Annotated in this window: 15 protein-coding genes; 8 read left to right on the forward strand and 7 right to left on the reverse strand. The window is 63.5% G+C overall.

From position 1 onward, the window contains the following. Positions 1–57 precede the first annotated feature (57 nt). Positions 58–1,467, reverse strand: a complete 1,410-nt coding sequence (locus tag GNK13_RS00815) for a DUF1598 domain-containing protein (protein ID WP_164100534.1) — start codon at positions 1,465–1,467, stop codon at positions 58–60. Between the two features lie 142 nt (positions 1,468–1,609). On the opposite strand from GNK13_RS00815, the gene GNK13_RS00820 reads away from it, so the two are divergent. After that, positions 1,610–3,679, forward strand: coding sequence for a sigma 54-interacting transcriptional regulator (locus GNK13_RS00820; RefSeq protein ID WP_164100535.1), 2,070 nt, complete (start codon positions 1,610–1,612; stop codon positions 3,677–3,679). A gap of 242 nt (positions 3,680–3,921) precedes the next feature. Next, positions 3,922–4,692 carry a PIG-L deacetylase family protein gene (locus tag GNK13_RS00825; protein WP_164100536.1) on the forward strand — a complete coding sequence of 257 codons (771 nt, stop codon included), beginning with the start codon at positions 3,922–3,924 and terminating at the stop codon, positions 4,690–4,692. Positions 4,693–4,696: 4 nt separating this feature from the next. On the opposite strand, the gene gluQRS is transcribed toward GNK13_RS00825, so the two are convergent. The 4 genes from gluQRS to GNK13_RS00845 form a co-directional block, all read right to left on the reverse strand. Next, positions 4,697–5,653, reverse strand: a complete 957-nt coding sequence (gluQRS, locus tag GNK13_RS00830) for a tRNA glutamyl-Q(34) synthetase GluQRS (RefSeq protein ID WP_235934698.1) — start codon at positions 5,651–5,653, stop codon at positions 4,697–4,699. 103 nt (positions 5,654–5,756) lie between these two features. After that, complete coding sequence (gene asnS, locus GNK13_RS00835) at positions 5,757–7,148, reverse strand: asparagine--tRNA ligase (protein WP_235934699.1); 1,392 nt, start codon at positions 7,146–7,148, stop codon at positions 5,757–5,759. Between the two features lie 23 nt (positions 7,149–7,171). Then, entirely contained in the window at positions 7,172–8,917 is a 1,746-nt protein-coding gene (locus GNK13_RS00840; protein ID WP_164100537.1) for a divalent metal cation transporter, read from the reverse strand. Positions 8,918–9,298: 381 nt separating this feature from the next. Further along, entirely contained in the window at positions 9,299–10,363 is a 1,065-nt protein-coding gene (locus tag GNK13_RS00845; RefSeq protein ID WP_164100538.1) for an FAD-dependent oxidoreductase, read from the reverse strand. A 255-nt stretch (positions 10,364–10,618) separates the two neighbouring features. On the opposite strand from GNK13_RS00845, the gene GNK13_RS00850 reads away from it, so the two are divergent. Further along, positions 10,619–12,496, forward strand: coding sequence for a carbon starvation CstA family protein (locus GNK13_RS00850; protein ID WP_164100539.1), 1,878 nt, complete (start codon positions 10,619–10,621; stop codon positions 12,494–12,496). 13 nt (positions 12,497–12,509) lie between these two features. Here GNK13_RS00850 and GNK13_RS00855 read toward each other — a convergent pair whose 3' ends face one another. Then, positions 12,510–13,187: a glycine zipper domain-containing protein gene (locus tag GNK13_RS00855; protein ID WP_164100540.1), complete on the reverse strand. Its 678-nt coding sequence runs from the start codon at positions 13,185–13,187 to the stop codon at positions 12,510–12,512. Positions 13,188–13,369: 182 nt separating this feature from the next. After that, complete coding sequence (locus GNK13_RS00860) at positions 13,370–14,137, reverse strand: MBL fold metallo-hydrolase (protein ID WP_164100541.1); 768 nt, start codon at positions 14,135–14,137, stop codon at positions 13,370–13,372. A gap of 300 nt (positions 14,138–14,437) precedes the next feature. Here GNK13_RS00860 and GNK13_RS00865 point away from each other — a divergent pair, with 300 nt between their 5' ends. From GNK13_RS00865 to GNK13_RS00885, 5 genes are all read left to right on the forward strand, one after another. Beyond that, a complete protein-coding gene (locus GNK13_RS00865; RefSeq protein WP_164100542.1) occupies positions 14,438–14,929 on the forward strand; it encodes a hypothetical protein in 492 nt (163 codons plus the stop codon). 63 nt (positions 14,930–14,992) lie between these two features. Next, positions 14,993–16,066 carry a glycoside hydrolase family 130 protein gene (locus GNK13_RS00870; protein WP_164100543.1) on the forward strand — a complete coding sequence of 358 codons (1,074 nt, stop codon included), beginning with the start codon at positions 14,993–14,995 and terminating at the stop codon, positions 16,064–16,066. Between the two features lie 18 nt (positions 16,067–16,084). Continuing rightward, on the forward strand, positions 16,085–17,311 hold the full coding sequence (locus GNK13_RS00875) for a Gfo/Idh/MocA family protein (RefSeq protein WP_164100544.1): 1,227 nt from the start codon (positions 16,085–16,087) through the stop codon (positions 17,309–17,311). Between the two features lie 360 nt (positions 17,312–17,671). Then, positions 17,672–19,987, forward strand: a complete 2,316-nt coding sequence (locus GNK13_RS00880) for a glycosyltransferase family 4 protein (RefSeq protein ID WP_164100545.1) — start codon at positions 17,672–17,674, stop codon at positions 19,985–19,987. 87 nt (positions 19,988–20,074) lie between these two features. Further along, positions 20,075–21,484 (forward strand): glycoside hydrolase family 130 protein, encoded by a 1,410-nt coding sequence (locus GNK13_RS00885; protein ID WP_235934700.1) that lies wholly within the window; start codon positions 20,075–20,077, stop codon positions 21,482–21,484. Positions 21,485–21,647 lie beyond the last annotated feature (163 nt).

Below are 21,647 nucleotides of genomic sequence, written 5' to 3' on the forward strand. Positions count from 1 at the left end.
AGGGGGGAGAGAATGGGAGGGGGGAGAGAATGGGAGGGGGGAGAGAGTGGAGCGAACTCAGCCGTTCCACCACCAGCGATTCTGCGAGGGCTGTTCGGCGGCCGCGGCCTCGCGGTCCGCCCGAGCGTAGACGCTGCTCAGCCCGGGATCGAGCTCCTGCGACTGGACGACTTCAAACGCTCCCACGTCGACGCCACCCGATGCGGTCACCACCCAGCCGCTGCGGCCGCGAATGAAACTGCACTCGGGCGCCACCGCTTTGGGAACGTCAAGCGAAGCCATGGGGACTTCGACCTCGCGGCCCATCAGCAATCCCAGATCGCATCCGGCGGCCCGGTCCAGCCCTTCCTGAGCGATCAAGGTCGCCACGACGCTCAGGTCCATCACGTTTCGCAGCTGGCCGAACACCGCTTGCTTGGAGGCCAGGGCGTCGAACCGCTCGGTCATCAGGTTAGCCCACTTTTCCGCTGTCGGATTCTTGCGACCGGTTTGCACCGTGGCTCCGGTCTGGTCGCTGAGGTCCTGTTCGGTCAGCGTCTTGACCCCCTGACCGCTGAGCTGCCAGGCGAGCCGATCGCCGTCGTGCTTGATCGCGTTGTAATTGCAGGCCATCCACCAGCGGGGATTTTCGTTGCCCGAGTGCCGTTGGTTCCGAGCCATCTCCAGGTAGCTCGGCAATCCCTCGACCGGAGCTTCTTCGAGCCCCATCGACAGCCGCTTCATCTGATAATCGGCCGCCAGCAGGACGCGGGCATAGTGGCTATCGGCGGGCACGCCGCGGAGCTTGACCGTCTGCGGGCCGAACGCCTCTCGCATCATCGGCTCGAGCAGCTTCGGGTTTTGGCCCGGCTGCAGCCGCACGCGGCTGAGCATGTGATTGAGCTTCTGGCGTCCCTCGGCAGTCGGCTCGATCGAGACGCTGATCCCGCCATCGCGTGACGGCTCGACGCTGCGGAGCGCCGTGATCAGATCGTCCAACTGCAGCACCGGGCGGCCCGAGGTGCGACCGACGACCGAGGCGTCCTCGCGAACCACCCACGGCTCGGCCGGTCCGGCCAACACGATGTCATTCCGCTCGGGGTAGACGAACACGTACTCGACCCGCTGCAAGCCGGCCAGCATCCGCATCTCGTCGGGGATCGCTTGACCGGTCTGCAGCTCGCGGCGCACGGCGTCCTGCAGCGCTCGGAGCGAGATCATCCGCAGCTCGGTCGCTTCGGCAAGATCGCCTCGCGGCTCGGCAACCTCGGCCCGCAACCGGTTGAGGAATTCGGTGCGTTCGGCCACCGTGGCCGAGCGGACCAGCCCACCGGCGTCGATCAGCACCCCACCCACGGCGGCGTCACGGACGAGGCTGCTGCCGGCCCAAACCGCAGGCAGGGCAGCGAGAGAAAGAACCAGAGCGAGGGCGACCGAAGGGCTGGCGATCCAGCTGGATTTGCGGCTCGGTGCGGGGCGGCGTTGCATCAAACGGCTCCGAATACCCGCGGCGGCGGGAAAGACAACCCGCGGCGGCGGGAAACACGATAGGAATAGGAACTTCCACCGTACAATACTCAGGCCCCTGTAGGCTTTCAACCAAATTGCCTTCCCTCCCTGCGAATTGACGTTGCTCCGCACACCCGATCGTTCCGGCAGTACCGATTCCAGCAATTCCGCCTATCTCGTCATCCGCCGCGGAGGACGCTGGACCGATGTCTTCCGCTTGCTCCCCGGACGCCGTGCGATCATCGGCCGCTCGTCGCAGAGCCAAATCATCGTCCGCAGCGACCAGTGCAGCCGCTCCCACGCCGAGCTGTACGACGAAGCCGGAAGCTGGATGATCCGCGACCTCGGCAGCCGCAACGGCACGCTCGTCGACAACGAACCGATCGCCGGCCCCCACGCCCTCCGCGAAGGCGAAGCGATCTCGGTCGCCGGCCATCAGATGACGTTCGTCCACCATCTGACCGATGCCTTCAGCGTCGAGGGAGCCACCGCGGCTGAAGACGCTCGCGGCGAGCAGCAGACGGGCGCCCAGCGGAGCGAAGATCAGCGGACTGCCGATCAAATCGAAGCGACGGTGATCACCGAGCGCCGCGTCCACACCTCCTTCCTCGATCCGACCGCCGATCGAGCCACCCCGCCCGCGGCGATCAGTCTGTTTCGGACCGCGATCGAGCTCGGCCGCTGCGAAACTCCCGAACAAGCGGCCGCCGCGACGCTCGAAGCGGTTTCGGCCGCTGCCGGCGTCGCCTCCGGAGCGGTGCTGATGCTCGCTCGCAAAACCGCCCCACCCGACCCGGCCGCCCGCACCGCGACGAAGCTCACGGCCCTCGCCACGCGCTGCCAGCCGGAGCGTTCCTACCGGCGGCTTCCCGATTCGGTCGCGGCGACGGTCCTCGGCGGTGGCGAAGCGATCCTGGCTCGAAATCTGGTCAACGACGTCACGCTGACGAGCCCCGACAGCCGCGGCGAGCTGAGCACCTCGAGCATCCTGTGTGCACCAGTCCGGGTCCGCGATTCCATCGTCGGTCTACTTCACCTCTACTCCAGTGCGGATGAGCCGGAGCTGCACACCGAGCACCTCGAGTTCGCTTTGGCGGCGGCTGCCAACCTTGGGTTGGCTCTCGAGCACCTCTGGCGTCAGCGGCGACTGGCACACCATCTCCACCGTTCGGAACAGCGGGTTGCCCAGCTGCGCGAGCAATTGGCCGACCGCGTCGAGATCATCGGCCGCAGCAAATCGCTGCGGGCCATCGAGCAACAGATCGCCCGCGCCGCTCCCACGGGAGCCACCGTGCTGGTGCGAGGGGAGAGTGGCGTAGGCAAAGAGCTGATCGCCGCGGCAATCCATCACGCCAGCCCTCGCCGCGACGGACCATTTCTCTGCCTGAACTGCGCCGCGCTCTCGCCGAGCCTGCTGGAGAGCGAACTGTTCGGGCATGAGAAAGGCGCCTTCACCGGAGCGACCGACCGCAAGATCGGCAAATTCGAAGCGGCCGACGGCGGAACGCTGATGCTGGACGAGATCGGGGAGATGCAGCCCGAAATTCAAGCCAAGTTTCTCCGCGTGCTCGAAGGCCAGCCCTTCGAACGGGTCGGCGGCAACACCCCGATTCGCGCCGACGTCCGCGTCGTCGCCGCAACCAATCGCGACTTGGAACAAGCGATCGCCGCCGGAGAATTCCGCAGCGATCTGTACTTTCGGCTGCACGTGCTCGAGCTGCGGGTGCCGCCGCTTCGCGAGCGCGGCGACGACGTAGTGCTGCTGGCCGAACATTTCCTCACCCGCTTCTGCAGCGAGATGGGACGGCGGCTCGAGGGCTTCAGCCAAGCGGCCCAAGCAAAGCTGCTGGCGTACCGTTGGCCTGGGAATATCCGCGAGTTAAAAAATACGGTCGAACGAGCCGTGGTGCTCTCCGCCGGACCGATCATCGAAGCCAACGACCTGCTGCTCTCCGAATTGCGTTTGCCCTCTCCGAGTGGTGGAGCAGCGGGTGGCGGAAAGTCGGCAGGCGAGCCGAGCAGTGGCGGGAGAGTCGACGGCAGCGGGTCGTGGCTCTCGTTAGCCGAGCTCGAACAGCAGCACATCGAAGCGGTCCTCCGTCACACCGAGGGCAACAAGAGTCGGGCGGCGAAGATCCTCGGGATCGAACGCAGCACGCTCGACCGCAAACTCAAACGCTGGCAGGACTAGGGTTCTGTCGGAAAACTCCACTTCATCGCCACCCTCCCCCCGGGAGGGTCGGGCTCTCAGGCCCGGGGAGGGACACCTGAATCCAGCTGTTTGACGGCTACGTCGCGTACGACCCTCCCCGCTCGTTCCTCGCGACCCTCCCGGGGGGAGGGTGACGTTCCAGTTTCCATTAGTCGCCTTTCGCTCCGCGAAAGCAACGTTTTTGCTCATTTCCTTCTTCTTTCCTTCGCTCCCACAAAGCCATGCCTTCCGTTCTCGCCATTGCTGCGCATCCCGACGACATTGAAATTCTCATGGGCGGAACGCTGCTGCGTTTAGCCGATTGCGGCTGGGATCTGCACTACTTCAATCTCGCCGACGGCTCGCGCGGCAGCACCACGATGGGGATGGAGGAATGCGCCGCGACGCGGCTGGAAGAAGCCAAGCGGGCAGCCGAGACACTCGGGGCAACCTTTTATCCGCCGATCGCCCGCGACATGGAGATCATGTATACCCCGCAGAATCTCGCTAAAGTCACCGCCGTCGTCCGCCGCGCCCGGCCCTCGATCGTGCTGACGCACGCCCCGATCGACTACATGGAAGACCATGAAACGACGTGCCGCTTGGCCGTCTCCGCCGCTTTCTCCCACGGGATGCCGAACCTCGAATCCGATCCGCCGGTCGAGCCGTACTACGATCCGGTGACCGTTTACCACGCTCAGCCCCACGGCAATCGCACCCCGTTGTGCGAACTGGTCCATCCCGACTTCATCGTCGATACGACCGATGTGATGGACCGCAAAGTCGCCGCACTCGAATGCCACCGCTCCCAACAGGAGTGGCTCGACCAGAGCCAGGGGATGGACTCCTATGTGCAAACGATGCGCGACCTGACCCAGCAAGTGGCCCGGATGACCCACACGTTCGAGTATGGCGAAGGCTGGCGACGCCGGCAGCACTGGGGCTTCTGCGGCCCCGACGACGACCCGCTCCGCGTCGCTCTCCGCAACCACGTCGCCAAACCCCACATCTAGTACGTCAGCGATGTTCGGCTAGAAAACGCTCGCCGTCGACGGTGACCGGATCGCGGCGGAGCCTGCTCCAGCTGAACTGGTCGACTAGCTCCCGCGGGGTGACCGGTTCTTCGCGATCCACGAGCCCCGCCGAAGCGGCGGCCCAGCCGATGATCCGCTCCGGTGCGATTCCGGCAGCCCGAAACGTGCTCAGCCGCGTATCGCCGTGGCGTTTGGCCAGCCGACGACCGTCCGGACCGAGCACCAGCGGCACGTGGCCGAACTCCGGCGGTTCGAGCCCCAGAACCGCGTAGAGTTGCAGCTGCCGGATGGTGCTGGAGAGCAGATCGTCTCCGCGGACGACCTCGGTCACGCCCATCGCCGCGTCATCGACCACGACGGCCAGCTGGTAGGCTGCCGCGCCCCCTTTCCGCGTGATCGGAAAGTCCCCGAGCTCGGCGAGCGGATCGAAACGGCACTCGCCGCGCAAGCGATCGCGAAACGAGTCGGGGGTCGCGGTGACGCGAAACCGCCAGCAGTACGAATCGTCCGCCGGCACCGCGTCGCCGAGTCGCCAGGGGGTGCAGGTACCCGGGTAGAGTGGGCTTTCGTGATCGAGGTGCGGAGCGGAAGCGGCCGCCGCGATGTCGCTCCGCGTGCACACGCAGGGGTAGGCGCGGCCCGCCTCGATCAGTCGCTCGAGCGCTTTGGCGTACATCTCCGACCGCTCGGTCTGGATGACCGGCCCCTCGTCCCAGTCCAGCCCCAGCCACTGCAAATCTTCCACCGCTTGCCGAACCGCCCACGGTTTCACCCGAGGCGAATCGATGTCTTCGATCCGCAGGAGGACGCGGCCTCCGCGGCTGCGGGCGCTCAGCCAAGCGAGCAAGAACGTCCGCGCGTTGCCGAGGTGCTGAGCGCCAGTGGGACTCGGAGCCAATCGTCCTACGGTCGTCGATGGCGCTACAGCAATGGTTTTCACCCCACCAGCCGCCGGGCACTAGCCCACGGTTCCTGAACATGCCGCGGAAGCCGGACGCTAGCGCGTGGCGGCTGATCAAATACACGAGAGATACTTGACGCGTCTAAAACTCGGCGCTACCGGGCGTTCTGGGAAACGGGATGACGTCGCGGATGTTAGTCATCCCGGTGATGTACTGGATGATCCGCTCGAGCCCCAACCCGAACCCCGCGTGAGGTACGGTTCCAAAGCGACGCAGGTCGACGTACCACCAGTAATTTTCTTCCGACAAGTTCTGCGCCGCCATCCGTTTCTGCAGCACCTCCAGCCGTTCCTCTCTCTGGCTGCCGCCGATAATTTCGCCGACCCCGGGCACCAGCACATCCATCGCGGCGACCGTCCGTTCGTCATCACTCAGCCGCATGTAGAACGGTTTGATCGACGAGGGGTAATCGGTCAGGATTACCGGCCCCCCGACGTGCTGCTCGGTTAGAAAACGCTCGTGCTCGGCTTGCAGATCCGATCCCCACGCGACGGGAAACTCAAACGTTTCGCCCGATCCAGTGAGCACCTCGACCGCCTCACTGTAGGTCATGTGCACGAACGGTTTATCGATCACACCCCGGAGCTGCTCGATCTTGCCTTTTTCAATTCGCTGGTCGAAGAACTCCATATCTTCGGCCGAGGTTTTCAAGCAGTCATCAAAGATTCGTTTGAGGAACCGTTCCGCCAATTGCATGTTGTCATGCAGGTCGAAAAAAGCCGCTTCCGGCTCGACCATCCAAAACTCGGCCAAGTGCCGACTGGTATTGGAATTCTCGGCGCGGAACGTAGGACCGAACGTATACACGCGGCCGATCGCCGTGGCATACGTTTCCGCTTCCAATTGGCCGCTCACAGTCAAATAAGCCGGGCGATCGAAGAAATCCAACTCATAGCGGACCGGACCGCCGGAACCCGCGAGCCGATCCAGGTCGAGCGTCGTGACGCGAAACATCTCGCCAGCCCCTTCACAGTCGCTGGCAGTAATGATGGGCGTCTGAACGTAGCGGAAACTCTCTTCGCGAAAGAAATCATGGATCGATGCACAAACCTGATCGCGAACGCGAGCGATGGCGCCGAAGGTATTCGTCCGCGGCCGCAGATGCGCCCACTCCCGAAGCTTTTCGAAACTGTGGCGTTTCTTCTGGAGCGGATACGTCTCTGGATCCGCCCAGCCGAGCACACGGAGCTCGCTGGCATGCAGCTCACTCGCTTGCCCCTCCGCCGGTGAAGGTTTGATCGTTCCGCGAACGACGACGCTGCACCCGGCGGAGAGCTTTTTGATTTCGGAATCGTAGTTCTCCAGTTCGCCCGGCGCGACGACCTGGAGACTCCCAAAACAGCTCCCGTCGTTGACTTCGAGAAAACTGAAGCCCCCTTTGCTATCTCGCCGCGTCCGAATCCAGCCGCGAATCTCGCACGGCTGGCCGACGGCCGCATCGCCGCGAGCTTCCGAAATCAACATCCATTTCATCAGGCGTTCCTTCGAGTGGCTTTCTACACTTCAGTCGCGGGAATGGACGACTCGGGCGAACTCTTGCGGGTGAACTGGACGATTAGGGCGAGCAGCACAAAGCCCAACCAGACGCCAATCCCGATCATTCCCAGCTTGTTCCAGACCATATAAGCGCTGCCGATCGTTGCGGTCGTTGCCGCGATTCCCACCAAAACATTTCCAAGCAGCCCTTTCGCTCCGCTCGGTCGCTCGGCTCCCATGAACGATTCGCTATTGAGCAGCATCCAGAACGCGACGTATGCCAGCGGCAGCAGCATAAACCCGACGACGCTCGTGGGAATCGCCAAGTACGCCTGGGCTTCCCCCTTCCAAATGAACGGCCCAAACATGCCTCCGATACCGGCCAGTAGCGTACCGAAGCGATGCGGCCAGCCTCCCGGCGGCAGCCCGAGCATCTCGCAGACCACCATCCCGCTGACCAACATCAGCAGCGAAATCGTCGAGAGGGTCATCGCCACCACACCGAACCCGAACAGGTAATTGGCGGCGACTTTGCCGACGAGCGGTTCCAGCGAGACCGCCAGGTCCGCCTCGTTGCGGGTCAACAGCGTCGAGGCGATGAGGCGTTCGGCTTCGCTCGCCTCCCCCGTCTCCGGGAGTGCGGCTTGACGCGCTGCCACCGCCTTGTCGACCGAAGCGGTGATGCTTGCGACCCTCGCCTGGTAAGCCGGGTCTGCAGCCGAACCACCACTCGCCTCGAGCCCCTGGACGAGATGGGCGTCGCCGGCTTTGAGGTGGAACTGGACCGCCGAAGCCAACACGACGCAGCTAGTCGCGATCAAAAAGGGAATGAACATCCCGGTCGAAAGATCGAACATCGCCAGCCCGCGATACTCCTTGGTCCATCCCCGCTGGAGCATCGAGTAGGCGAACAGGAAGGTCATATTGATGCCGACCGCGGTCGCCGCCGCAGCGATCATCACATCCCGCTGGCCGGAAACAATATAATTCGTCCAGTACTCGCGAATGGGGTCACCCACCGGACCAAGGGCGGCGAGCAACTCGTCGTAACCGCTGACCGGTCGCTCAAAGAGCGCAAAATTGGGAACGAAGCCGGCCAGGATCTGACCCCAATCGAGCGAGCCCCGCATCGTGATCATCACGACCACGCCCACGAAGCAGGCAACGATCACGGCGACCGTCAGCTTGAGAATCGTCTCATAGATCTTGATCCCCAGGCCGCCGCGGTCGTAACTCCATGTGACGAAGATCGCGATCGCGAACACGCACAGCACGAAGACCAGCTTGGCCAAACCGTCGCCCGCCAGCCAACCGGCATCGGGCGCCGCTTGGGCGAGCGTCCCGCCGTCGCCAAACACGCCCGGCAAGAGGTTGCGGCTGGTGACGCCAAAAGCCAAGGAATACTGCGGCAGCGCCCACACGATATTGGCCGCAGCGACGGCCAGTACCCAGCCCCACCCGAGCACCGGGTTGATATGGGAATTGATCGCGGCGAAAGGACGTTTGCCGGTGCTGAGAGTCACATAACCGATGCAGCCGAGCATGATGATTCCGAGAATCATCGCAAGCGGCTGGACCCACATCATCTCATAACCGCCGAGCACTCCCATGTAGAGACTCGCGGCAAGCGATCCGCCGCCGAGGGTCAACGCGCTCTGCAACCACCCCGGCCCCGAGAGCCGCAAATACGTTCCCAGCCGCCCTCCCACTCCCTTGTCCAGGGCCTCGCGTAGCATCTGCCGTTCTTCGGCCATTCGGTCATCCATCGGATCATCCAGTGGAGGGAGCGTGCGGTGGGAGCGTGCGGTCAGCAGTTGCGGCAGAGCGTCACGAAACAGGGTCTTCAATCAGCCGCCACGCGCTAGCGTCCGGTTTTCCCCGCGATTTCGAGAACCGGGGGCGAGGCTCTGTCAGAAAACCCAGTGATTTCAATCTTTTGAGCCGTAGGCGCTAGCCTCGGGTGAGCCGCAGGCGCTAGCCTCGGGTGAGCCGTAGGCGCTAGCCTCGGGTGAGCCGCAGGCGCTAGTCTCGGGCCTCGCAGCCCCGGAACTTTCGCTGCAGCACCCGCGGCTAGCGCCGTCGGCTCAGTGTCTTCTAACAGACCGATAGCCTAATCCGGCGCCGCCCCCTCGTGCCAGCGGCACGCCTCAGAGCAAGTCGTGCTCAGCCAGGTACCGCTCGGCGTCGAGCGCGGCCATGCAGCCGGTCCCGGCCGAGGTGATCGCTTGGCGATAGTAGTCATCCGAGACGTCGCCGGCCGAAAACACCCCTTCGACCGTCGTGTAGGTCCGCTGCGGAGTCGTCCAGCGAATGTAGCCGTCCCGAGTGCGTTCAATCTCGGGGCCGAGGAAGCTGGTGTTGGGCGTGTGGCCGATCGCCAGGAACAGCCCGCTGACCTCCAGCTCGCGAGTGCTGTTCTCTTTGTTATTCCTCAGCTGCAGGCCGCTCACCCCCCCCTTCTCGGTGCCAAACACCTCTTCGACTTCGTGATTCCAGAGGATCTCGATGTTTTCGATCCGCCGGGCGCGGTCCTGCATGATCTTCGACGCCCGCAGCTCGTCGCGGCGGACCACCATGTACACCTGGGAGGCGAACTTCGAGAGATACGCCGCCTCTTCGACCGCGCTGTCGCCACCGCCGACGACGGCCAGCGGTCGATTGCGGAACCGCGGCAGCGCTCCGTCACACACCGCACACGCGCTGACCCCCCGGTTCTTGTACGCGGTTTCAGTGTCGAGCCCGAGGTAGTTGGCCCGGGCGCCGGTGGCGACGATCAACGTGTGGCACTGGTGCGTCCCGTTGTCGGCCGTGGTGACCGACAGCGGTCGCGAGCCAAGCCCGGTCGAGACCACATCGTCGGTGATGACCCGCGTACCGAAGTTGCGGGCCTGCTGCCGCATCAGGTTCATCAGCTCCGGCCCGGTCACCGCGTGCGGCTCCTCCTCGACCGGGGGCAGCAGATACTGCTGTTCGGAGTCGACCGCCGAGTCGATGAACGCCTTGAGCCGCCCGGAGGGGAAGCCGGCGTAGTTCTCGACCTCGGTCGTCTGGGCCAGCTGGCCCAATGGGAGGGTTCCCTGCTGGCGGTTCTCTTCGGTCATCGCGCCTTCAAAGACCAGCGGCTCGAGATTTGCGCGGGCCGCGTAAATGGCAGCCGACCAGGCCGCCGGTCCGCTACCGATGATGATGGTTTTTTCGATCTTGTCCGACACGCGATAGCCTTCCCCAACGATTCGGTCTGTTTTGGCGATTCCGTCTGAATTGAGGCGGCAGTTCAACTCCGCGCGCCTCGACGTTGCGGTATTATAGGGAGCCGTTGACGCAGGTCACCCACCCCTGCAGCAGCCCAGATCCCTGCAGCAGCAGCCGCGATCCTCACGGCTGCTCCGCTCCCATCGGCTCGTCCCGCCATCCGTCGCCCCCTTCGCGACGGTTGCCGCCCCTCCCCCATTCGACTTCTCCCCACGATGTCCACTCTCTTCGTCGCTGCTCTCTCGTTCATTGGCTTCCTGGTTGCCTACCACACCTACGGGCGCTGGCTCAGCCGGAAGCTGTTCGGGCTTCGCGGCGACGCAGCGGTACCGAGCCACGCGCAGCGCGACGACGTCGACTTTGTTCCGACTCGGTTGCCGATCATTTTCGGGCACCATTTCACCAGCATCGCGGGGACCGGTCCGATCGTCGGCCCGGCGATCGCCGTCTTTTGGGGCTGGCTCCCGGCGCTCCTGTGGGTGGTTTTTGGGTCGATCCTGATCGGCGGCGTGCACGACTTGGCCGCCCTGGTGATCAGCCTCCGCAATCGCGGGCAAACGATTGGCGAAACCGCCGGCCGCTTGATCTCGCCTCGCGCCAAGATCCTGTTCCTCACGATCCTCGCCCTCGCGCTGTTTCTCGTGTTGGCGGTGTTCGGGTTGGTGATCGCGCTGATCTTTGATCTCTACCCCGAGTCGGTGCTCAGCGTTTGGGTAGCGATGCCGGTGGCGATCGCCATCGGGCTCTGGGGGCGGCAGCGGACCGCCGGGCTGTTGGTGCCGAGCCTGATCGGATTGCTGATGCTCTATGCCGCGGTCTACCTCGGCGCCTACTACTACCCGATCGACTTGGCGGATTATTTGCCGAGGGACGCAGGAATTTTCTCGAGCCCCGTCGTCGTCTGGACGTTGATCCTGCTGGTTTATGCCTTCGCCGCTTCGGTGCTGCCGGTGTGGCTGCTGCTCCAGCCCCGCGATTACATCAACAGCCAGCAGCTGTTCGTCGCCTTGGCGCTGCTCGTCGCCGGCCTCATCCTTGCCTCGGTCAGCGGACGCGCGGATCTGACCGCCACGACTCCGGCAATCGCCACCGACGTTCCCTCCGACGCACCGCCGATCTTTCCATTCCTGTTCATCACCGTCGCCTGCGGAGCGGTCAGCGGGTTCCACTGCCTGGTCAGCAGCGGGACGAGCAGCAAGCAGGTCAACCGCGAACCCGACGCCCAACCGGTGGGCTACGGAGCGATGTTGCTCGAAGGAGCTCTCGCCGTGCTCGTCATCCTCGCTTGCACGAGCGGCGTGGGGATGGGGCCCGTGGTGGCAGTTCAGTCCGAAGCGGGCCGCGACTACCAGGTGGCGACTGCCCCTGATGGCACGGCCGTCACCGGTCACGCGGCCTGGCAGACGTACTACCCGATGACGGCCGAGTCGAAGGGCTGGGCGAGCCACGGGCTGAAGAATCAGCTGGCTGCGTTCATCGACGGCGGAGCAAACTTCCTCAGCACCCTCGGAATACCGCTGCGGTTTGCCGTCGCGATGATGGCAGTCCTCGTCGCCTGCTTCGCCGCAACCACGCTCGACACGGCCACGCGGCTGCAGCGGTACGTGCTGCAGGAGCTCGGAGCGACGCTGCGGATCCGCCCGCTCGAGAACAAATTCGCGGCGACGACTACCGCCGTGGGTGTCGCGGCCGCCGTGGCACTCCTGGCGGGCGAGGAACCCGGAAAGGGAGGCTTGTTGCTCTGGCCGCTGTTCGGCGCGACCAATCAGCTGCTCGCCGGGCTGGCCCTGATGGTCGCTGTGTTCTACTTGGCGCGACGGCGGAAACCGACTTGGCCGGTGTTCGTGCCAATGGTCGTGATGATGGCGATGCCCGCCTGGGCGATCATCTACCAGATGCTGTTCAACTGGTATCCCGTGGCTCGCTGGGAGCTGATCGGCTTCGGCGTCGCCCTACTGCTGCTGCAGATTTGGATGGCGATCGAAGGGCTGATCTTCTGGAAGTCGGCTCAAGGCCAGCTCGAACCCGCAGCCCACCCCCATCCGCTCGACCAAGAGCTGGCCGAATCACTCGAGCCAGCCTCATCACTGTAGGACCCGCACGGCCTCAGAAACCGATCGACACATCCCAGTGGCTACCATGGTGCCGCCGGTGGTGGTGATGATGGTGGTCATGGTAGCGGTAGTGATGGTACCGCGGAGCCGGGACGATGTAGGTCGGGACGACCTCGTAATGCCGCTCGACATAGACCGGCGCGACCGGAGCCACAGGGGCCGGCGCGGGGGCGGGAGCGGCCGCCGGCGGACCGACCGTGGCCCGCTGCATGGCACTGATCACGTTCTCGCTGACGCCGTTTTGGTGCATCAGGATGATGTCGGCGACTTCCAACCGACGCTGCACGCCCCGCTGCATGATCTGATTCGTCAGCACCGTCTCGCTCAGCCCGCTGCGGGACATCTGGATCACGTCGTTGATCGAGACCGCTTGCTGGGCGGCAGCCGCCGCGGCGTACTGTTGCTGCTGGGCTTGATACGCCATCTGCGACTGCTGGTAGGCGATCTCTTTGTCGCGAGCGTTGCCGATGACGCCGCCAGCCACCGCACCGACCGCTCCACCGATCAGCGCCCCGGCTCCGGCTTCCCCATTGTGGTCGCCGATCAGCCCGCCGGCGATCGCCCCGGCCAAGCCGCCGAACGTCGCTCCCCGCTGGGTGTTCTGGGCCTGGGTCGTCGCGGCGGGGATCACGAAGAGCAGCACCGCAGGGAGCAGAATGGACTGTCGCATCGGACGGTTTTCCCGGAAGTTTCTCTTTGAAAGGGCGAGTCGAGCATCGCTCGCCGACCACACGTGCCGTCGTAGTATCGGCAAAACAAGAGAAATAGAGTGAATGGACTCTTCCGACAATCCCGAAATTTTTGCTGCAGCCGCGGACCGCTACGGCCGAGCGGGAACGCCGAGAGGCTTCCCTAAAACCGCAGCCCCTCGGTCGCTCGCGTCCGGCTGGCTACGAGCACGGGCAACTGCGAACCGATCGTTCGCCGCTGGGCTTCGGCGGCCAACTCGGGGTGGTTGTTCTCCTCCGACAAATGCCCCAAGCAGACCCACTGCAGCCGGCTGCAGCCCGCCTCAAGCAACAACTCCGCCGCCTCGAGATTCGAGAGGTGGCCGCCGGGCCCCACGATCCGAGCCCGCAGCGACGGTCCGTAACGGCCGGTGGCTAGCAGATGCGGATCGTAGTTGCTCTCGAGGATCAGCCCATCGAGCGAGCGGACGACATCGGCCAGCCCCGGGAAGGCATGCCCCAGGTCGGTCAGGATGCCGACGCGATGCTGGCCATCGTCGACGACAAAACCCACGCCGTCCGCCGCGTCGTGGGGCGTACGGATCGTCTCGACCATGACGTGCCCAAACCGCAGCGCCGCTCCCGACTCGAAATGCCGCACGTCGCTCAGCTCGCCGAGGCGGTGCGAGCGGACGGCGGCCCGCAGCGTGGGCTCGCTGACGTAAACCGGGATCCCGAACTTCCGCTGATAGATGCCCATCCCACTCGCGTGGTCGCTGTGGTCGTGGGAGATCAGCAGCGCCTCGACGTCGCGGATTTCTCGCCCGCAGCCCGCGAGCCGCTGCTCGGCCTGCCGACCGCTGATCCCCGCATCGAACAGCAGCCGAACCCCGTCGGCCTCCACATAAATGCAGTTCCCATTGCTCCCCGACTGCAGAGCGATGACTTCCATGTGTTTCCTAGATTCCGAAGGGCGAAGAGTGGCTGAGCAACCGATTCTACGCCGCCTCCGCCCCCTGGTTCGACGGGCCCAGCGGGCGATCCGGGAGCCGCCGCGGCAAAACGCAGTGCGTCATTCCGATGACACCAACGACGTCAGTGTGACCACACGCGAGCGGACGAACGGCAGGGACTCCTGCAACCGAAATCGCTGCAAACAAAGCACTTAGATGATTCCGCGCCGGCTTGGCACGCAGCTGGCATTGTTGCGGTGCATGTTCCGAATTCAACCAAGGCAGAAAAGGATGCTCCGATGTTCAAAAAGATGGCACTGACCTTTGGGCTCGCCCTCGCCGCGGGCCTGTTCGCCGGCGAGTCGGCTCGTGCAGGGGAGCGGCACCGCGATCATGGGGATCGCGATCACGCGAGGCACCGCGATCCTGGGGATCGCGACCATGGGGATCGCGACCATGGGCACCGCGATCACCGGGATCGCGACCACGGGAAGCATTACGACCACGGCAGGCACCACGGCCACGACCGGTTCCACGATCACCGATACCACGGCGGCTATCGCCCCCACTCCTACCGCTCTCACTGGGATCACTCCCACTCCTACCGTTCCCACTGGGGTCACTCGCACTACCATCCGCACCACCGGGGTCTGTACCGCGCTCCTCAGCACTACGAGCTGCACCGTGCGCCGCAGCACTATCGCCTGCATCGCGCACCGCAGCACTACGGCCACGGGAGCTTCGGAACCGCCAGCTCGTCGTACGGATTCTCGTTGCGAATCGGTCACTGAGGGCGCGCGGCGGCTGAGCACTCACCACCGGCGGCGGTACGCGGTCTGCTGCAGACGACCGCCATGACCACCACCCCTCAGCCGCTCGCGGCCCGCCAACTGCTTCGACCGGAGGAAGTGCCGCCGCTCCGTCGCGGGTGGCGGGTGATCGGGGCTTTCAATCCAGGAGTGATTCGCGATGGGACGCGAACGCGATTGCTCGTGCGGATCGTGGAGTGTCCGCTGGAAACGCGGAGCGGAGAGCGACCGTTGCCGAGGTGGGACGGCGGTGAGTCGGTTGTCGATTGGGTTTCCGAGGCCGATTTTGATCTCGTCGATAGCCGAGTCGTCATGGACCGCCGTAGCGGACGGGTTCGGCTGACGTTCACGAGCCATCTGCGTCTGTTCGACCTGGATGACGCGACGGACCCGGCGGCGATCGAAGGCAGCCGGGGTCGGCCCGTACTGATGCCCACCGGTGAAACCGAGTCGTTTGGGGTGGAAGACCCGCGGATCGTGTTTTTGCAGGACCGTTACTGGATCACCTACGTCGCGGTCTCGCCTCACGGCCCAGCCACCGCCCTTGCCTCGACCACTGATTTTGAGACTTTCGAGCGGCATGGGATCGCCTTCTGCGCGGAGAACAAAGACGTTCTGCTGTTTCCCGAAACGATCGGTGGACGCTTCGCCGCCCTGCACCGCCCGGTGATTGGCACTCCGTTCTGCAAACCGGAGATGTGGCTGGCCTTCTCGCGCGACTTGATCCACTGGGGCGATCATCGCCCGTTGCACGCCGGGGCCGCGGCTTGGGAGAGCGGGCGAGTCGGAGGGGGGGCTCCGCCGCTGCTCACCGATCGCGGCTGGCTCTGCCTGTACCATGGAAACCGGGCCCCGCAGCGGGCGGGCGAAGTCGGCGCCTACTATGCGGCGGCGCTGCTGCTCGACCGCGACGATCCCCAACGGATTCTCGCCCGCTCCCCGGAACCGCTCCGTGCTCCGACCTTGTCGTACGAGCAACACGGGTTCGTCCCCAACGTGGTGTTTCCCACGGCGACGATCGCGACCGGCGATCTGCTGCACATCTATTACGGCGCCGCCGACACCAGCACGGCGGTATTGACCTACGAGTTAAATGCCCTCTTGGACAGCCTGCAGTGACTTGAAGGAGCGTGGAGCATGGCGACGGAAGCAACGATCGGACTGGGAGTGATTGGCTGCGGAGGCTTTGGGCTCTTCGCCATGCAACAGTTCATTCAGATTCCCGGGGTCGTTCCCATCGGGGTCACCGCCACGCATCGCGAGGCAACGCGACGAGCCGTCGAGCGGTACGGTCTGAAGATGTATGACTCGATTGAAGGCATGCTGGCCGATCCTGCTATCGACCTCGTCTATATCGCCACTCCCCCGTTCTTGCATCATTCCCAAGCCGCTGCAGCGCTTGACTCCGGCAAGCATGTCATCGTCGAAAAGCCCTTAGCGATGAATGCCATCGAGGCCGACGACTTGATCAGCCGCGCCCGGCGCGGCGATCGCTTGCTGACCGCGAATCTCATGCAACCTTACAACCCACTCCGCGACTACATTGCGGAGGTGATCCAGCAAGAGTGGCTTGGAAAACCGATGCATGGTTTCTTTGAGAACTACGCTTCCGATGAAAACCTTTCCAACGAGCATTGGTTCTGGGATCAGGAAAAGAGCGGAGGCATTTTCATTGAGCACGGCGTCCACTTTTTCGACCTCTTTGCCGGTTGGCTTGGACCGGGCGAGGTTGTCGACGCAGCGACGACCGAGCGGCCCAAAGCACAGCAGGGGCCCGAATCACAGCAGGGGCCCGAATCACAACGGGGGCCCGACCCAAGCGACACGCCCAGCGGCTCTCCGATCATGGATCAGGCGCAGTGCCGGGTGCGATACCGCGATGGTATCACCGTCAATTTCTATCACAGCTTTACGCAGCCAGCTCGCCTGGATCGGCAGGAGTTTCGTCTGGTTTTTGAAAAGGGGGACCTGACGCTCGAGGGCTGGGTGCCGACGACGTTGAAGCTCCGAGCGATTGCCGACGAGGAAACCACCCGCAAGATCACCGAACCGCTGAATGGCTACCGGCTCGACGTGCTGGAGAACTACGGGGGCTCGGGACGGCAATGCCGGGGCCGCGGCAAGGACTACGACGTCTATCAGCGGTTCGATCTGGAGTGGCGGAGCCCGCTGGAAAAGCAAGCGCTCTACTCCGAGTTGCTCCGCTCGTTCGCTCGCGATCAAGTCGCCTGGATCCGCGACCGCCAGCATCGTCGCCGCGTGTCGGAGCAGAATGGTCGAGATTCGGTCGCGGTCGGTGAGGCAGCTCGGCGGATGGCCGCTGGCTCTGCGGGCGCGAATCTGGCCTCTGCCGGAACCCCCTGAGCCGCCGGCGCTAGCCGCGGGTTCGGCAGCGAAAGTTCCGAGGCGGCGAGGCCCGAGGCTAGCGCCTGCGGCTCCAGGGGAAGGAAGCGAACGAACGACCTTGGCCAAGTTTTTCGCGGTTGGCCGGACCTCGTGGCACGGAATCCGCCCACATCCGTCTTGGCGGCCGTCGTTGCGGCCAGCAGAGCAAATTCCTGAATCAGCTCTAACGCTTTGCCTGTAGGGCGTTTGCTGAGCCGACCGGCGCGTGGGTGCAGCGACCGGTACGGATCTTGCTAAAGGCTGGCGGCGATTCGACCGCCGTCGTCGCGCCGCAGGTGCGGCCGGACTTCCGCTTCCACCACCGAAGGATCCGTCTCCATGGCGCCGGGATTTCAGCCACGGAACATCGCCTGTCTGGGCAACTATATTCCCCGACAATGCGGAATTGCTACCTTTAACTACGATACGCGCGCGGCGATCGCCGGAGCCGATCGGCAGGTCAACGCCTTCGTGGTCGCCGTGAATGATTCGCACGAGGGCTACGACTATCCCCCCGAAGTCCGCTTTCAGTTTTTCCAGCACGATCGCGAGGCGTATCGGCGGGCAGCGGACTACCTGAACTTCAGCGACGTCGATCTCGTTTGTGTTCAGCACGAATTCGGGATCTACGGCGGGCCGGCAGGCAGCTATCTAATCCCCTTGCTGCGGGATCTGCGGATGCCCGTGGTTACGATCCTGCACACCGTTTTAGATAACCCAGATCCCGACCAGCGACGGGTGATCCTCGAGTTGGCCAAGTTGTCCGCGCGGCTGATCGTGATGAGCGAACGCGGCAAGCGATTCCTCATTGACATCTATGGTATCCAGCCAGCGAAGATTGCGGTCGTGCCGCACGGAATTCCCGACACCCCCTTTATCGACCCGAATTTCAATAAGGATAAATTTGGAGTCGAGGGGAGGCCCACCCTGCTGACGTTTGGACTGCTTTCACCGGGCAAAGGGCTGGAGTATGTGATCAAGGCTTTGCCCAAGATCGTGGAGCATACCCCCGACGTCGCGTACATGGTCGTCGGTGCGACCCATCCGAACCTGGTCCGCGCCGATGGCGAGTCGTATCGCGAATCGCTGCAGCATCTAGCCGAGGAACTCGGCGTGGCGGAGAATTTGCTCTTTTACAATCGGTTTGTGGATATCAAAGAGCTCACGGAGTTCATTGGCGTCTCAGATATCTACATCACTCCCTATTTGAATCCCGCCCAGATCACGTCCGGCACGCTCGCCTACAGTTTTGGAAGTGGCAAAGCGGTCATTAGCACTCCTTACTGGCACGCCGAGGAGCTGCTTTCCGATGGACGTGGCGTCCTAGTCCCCTTCCGTGACAGCGAAGCGATCGCCGACGCGGTGATCGATCTTTTCCAGGATGAGTCGAAGCGGCATCGGATCCGCAAAACTGCGTACGAGCTCGGCCGGGAGATGGTCTGGAGCGAGATCGGCAAACGCCTGCAAAAGATCTTTGAGGAGGCGGGTACGGCGCACGTTCGCAAGCAAGTCTCGCCCACGCTCCCTCGGCGGAGATACACGATCCCGCCGCTTCAGTGGGAACACCTGCTGCGGCTGACCGACAGCACCGGGTTGTTTCAGCATGCGACGTATACGATGCCGAATTTTGCCGAAGGGTACTGCACCGACGATAATGCCCGCGCCTTAGTTTTTACGCTGATGGTCGATGAGCTGGACCAATCGAGCGTCGAACTGCAGCGCGCCGCCTCGGCTTATCAAGCATTCTTGAACTACGCCTATGATCCGGGGCGAGGGCGATTCCGCAACTTTCTCAGCTTTGACCGCCGCTGGTTGGAGGAGGTCGGCTCGGACGACGCCCACGGCCGAGCGCTGTGGGCGCTGGGCAGCTGCGTGGGACGAAGCAAACACAGCAGCACCCAATGCTGGGCGACGCAGTTGTTCGCTTCGGCGCTCCGCGCGATGAAAGACATCGGCTCACCGCGGAGTTGGGCGTTCGCCCTACTTGGGATCGACGAGTACCTGCGTCGACTCGACGGCGATCGACCGGTGACGGAAATGCGGAGCGAACTTTCGGCCCGGCTTCTGAGGCTGTACAACCAAGTAGCCGCCAATGACTGGCTGTGGTTCGAGGATTATTTGACCTACAGCAACGCCAAGCTCTCGCAAGCGATGATTGTGACGGGCCACGCCACCGGCAATCATGAATTCCTCGACTGTGGGCTGACGTCGCTAAAATGGCTTTCGGAGATCCAGCAGAGCGAGTCGGGGCATTTGCGAAGCATCGGATGCAATGGTTTCTACCGCCGTGGTGGCTCGCCCGCCGCATTCGACCAGCAGCCGTTGGAGGCGCAGGGAATGGTCTCGGCCTCCTTGGCTGCCTGGCGCGCGACGCGGGATGACGATTGGCTGCGAAGCGCGCAAACGGCTTTTGAATGGTTTCTCGGAGCCAACGACTTGGGCGTCCCCGTTTACGATACGCTCACCGGTGGTTGCCACGATGGACTGCAGTGCGACAGCATGAATAAGAACCAAGGTGCCGAATCGACGCTCGCCTACTTGCTCTCGTTGGCGGAGTTGATGCAGACGGCAGGAATCGCCTCGCGGGAACTGGCCAAAGGACTAGCAACGGAACCGCAGGGCCTGGCCCTTCCCTGGAATAGTACTCACCGCTAACCTGCCTCGACGCCAAGACGAACCGTGGACTTACAACAACATGTGCGCCGCACCGGAATCGTTTTACGCCCGGATCCTCGACGTGTATTGCTTCGAAAACTCGATCTGGGATCGCGCGAACGGACCGTAAAGATCATCTCGCGGGTGCTGGCCGAATCGGAGGAAGCGGTGGAGAGGACGTGGCAGGAGGTCTGTCGCGACTTCAACCAGAGACACCGCAATGCAGCCGACTTTTTCCAGCACCGATTCGAGCAGCTGAGAGAATATCTGCCGAGCGACCGCCGTATCGACAGAACCCGTCAGCTGTTGATCGGCGCTTATTTTTCGCTCGAGTACACGGTCGAGTCGGCGGCCCTCTTCAATCCTTCCATGGTCTGGCATCCTGATCAATCGGGACTCCCCGCTGGACACCGACGTTTTGTTCTTTCGTTGCGCGCGACCGGCGAAGGACATATTTCTTCGGTCGCTTTTCGCAGTGGAACCGTGGATGAGAAATGTTGGATTACCGTCAACGAGCCGAGCGGCTATGTGACTTCACCCAAGGTGGCGCCGGACGCTTTCTACGAAAAGAGACTTTTCCGCAGCAAGCTGTTTGAGCTCGGTCTGTGGAATTCATTCTGCTCGGAAGTGCTCGACGAACTCGGCGACCGCTTTACCTTGTCGCAACTGGCGTCGGTCGTGAACACGAGCGACGAGCAGCATCGCCAGCAGAACCAGGACTTCCACCGCCTGGGTCACGAGATTCTCGAGTTGGCCCGCAGCAATTACGCCGTTCAGTATCAGCCCACTTCGGATCTGTCGGAGCGTCTGCTTTTTCCTTACGGACCGACCGAGACCAACGGTATCGAGGATGCCCGATTTGTCCGTTTCGTCGACGACGACCAACAGGTGACCTACTACGGAACGTTCAGCGCTTATGACGGCCAAGTGGTTCTTCCGCAGCTGATCGAAACCGCCGATTTCCTCCATTTTCGAATTAGCACCCTCAACGGTTCGGAGGTTGGCAATAAGGGTTTTGCACTCTTTCCCCGCAAGATTCGCGATCGCTACTACATGCTGTCTCGGCAAGACGGAGAAAACCTCTACATTATGTCGAGCGATTTACTGCACTTTTGGCATCGCAAGCAATTGCTCGCCAGACCCGCTTACGAGTGGGAGTTCGTGCAGTTGGGCAACTGCGGTAGCCCGATCGAGACCGACCGCGGGTGGCTTGTCCTGACGCATGGGGTGGGCCCGGTGCGGACCTATGGGATTGGTGCGTTTTTGCTTGATCTGGAGAAACCAACGCGGATCATCGGACGGCTCAAGCAGCCGCTGCTGTTGGCCAATGAGACGGAGCGCAATGGCTACGTCCCCAACGTCGTCTACAGCTGCGGTTCCGTCGTTCACAACGGGCACCTGATTTTGCCATATGCGATGAGCGACGAATCGAGCTCCATCGCAGTCGTCACCCTCGACCCGCTCCTCGATGCGATCGAACGAGACGGACTGCCCTGAGCCCGACGCGCGAGCCTCGGGCCCTGGTTAGCCTGGGGTTTCCGGCGCAGCCCCCGCGGTTAGCGCCGTCGGTTAGCGCCGTCGGCTCAGGGTTTCCGGCAGAGTCCAGCCAACAGCCTGCGGCGGCAGTCGCCAGCGGCGGAGGGGGTGGTTAAGATGGGCC

This window comes from Candidatus Laterigemmans baculatus, assembly GCF_010367455.1.
Classification (GTDB): Bacteria; Planctomycetota; Planctomycetia; order Pirellulales; family Pirellulaceae; genus Laterigemmans; species Laterigemmans baculatus.

Bases quoted from the DNA above. Each gene is read 5' to 3' on its own strand.
- GNK13_RS00840 (WP_164100537.1), bottom strand. From the start codon at position 8,917: ATGGATGACCGAATGGCCGAAGAACGGCAGATGCTACGCGAGGCCCTG.
- GNK13_RS00880 (WP_164100545.1), top strand. From the start codon at position 17,672: ATGGCGCCGGGATTTCAGCCACGGAACATCGCCTGTCTGGGCAACTAT.
- GNK13_RS00860 (WP_164100541.1), bottom strand. From the start codon at position 14,137: ATGGAAGTCATCGCTCTGCAGTCGGGGAGCAATGGGAACTGCATTTAT.
- GNK13_RS00865 (WP_164100542.1), top strand. From the start codon at position 14,438: ATGTTCAAAAAGATGGCACTGACCTTTGGGCTCGCCCTCGCCGCGGGC.
- asnS (WP_235934699.1), bottom strand. From the start codon at position 7,148: ATGAAATGGATGTTGATTTCGGAAGCTCGCGGCGATGCGGCCGTCGGC.
- GNK13_RS00815 (WP_164100534.1), bottom strand. From the start codon at position 1,467: ATGCAACGCCGCCCCGCACCGAGCCGCAAATCCAGCTGGATCGCCAGC.
- GNK13_RS00875 (WP_164100544.1), top strand. From the start codon at position 16,085: ATGGCGACGGAAGCAACGATCGGACTGGGAGTGATTGGCTGCGGAGGC.
- GNK13_RS00870 (WP_164100543.1), top strand. From the start codon at position 14,993: ATGACCACCACCCCTCAGCCGCTCGCGGCCCGCCAACTGCTTCGACCG.
- GNK13_RS00855 (WP_164100540.1), bottom strand. From the start codon at position 13,187: ATGCGACAGTCCATTCTGCTCCCTGCGGTGCTGCTCTTCGTGATCCCC.
- GNK13_RS00825 (WP_164100536.1), top strand. From the start codon at position 3,922: ATGCCTTCCGTTCTCGCCATTGCTGCGCATCCCGACGACATTGAAATT.
- GNK13_RS00850 (WP_164100539.1), top strand. From the start codon at position 10,619: ATGTCCACTCTCTTCGTCGCTGCTCTCTCGTTCATTGGCTTCCTGGTT.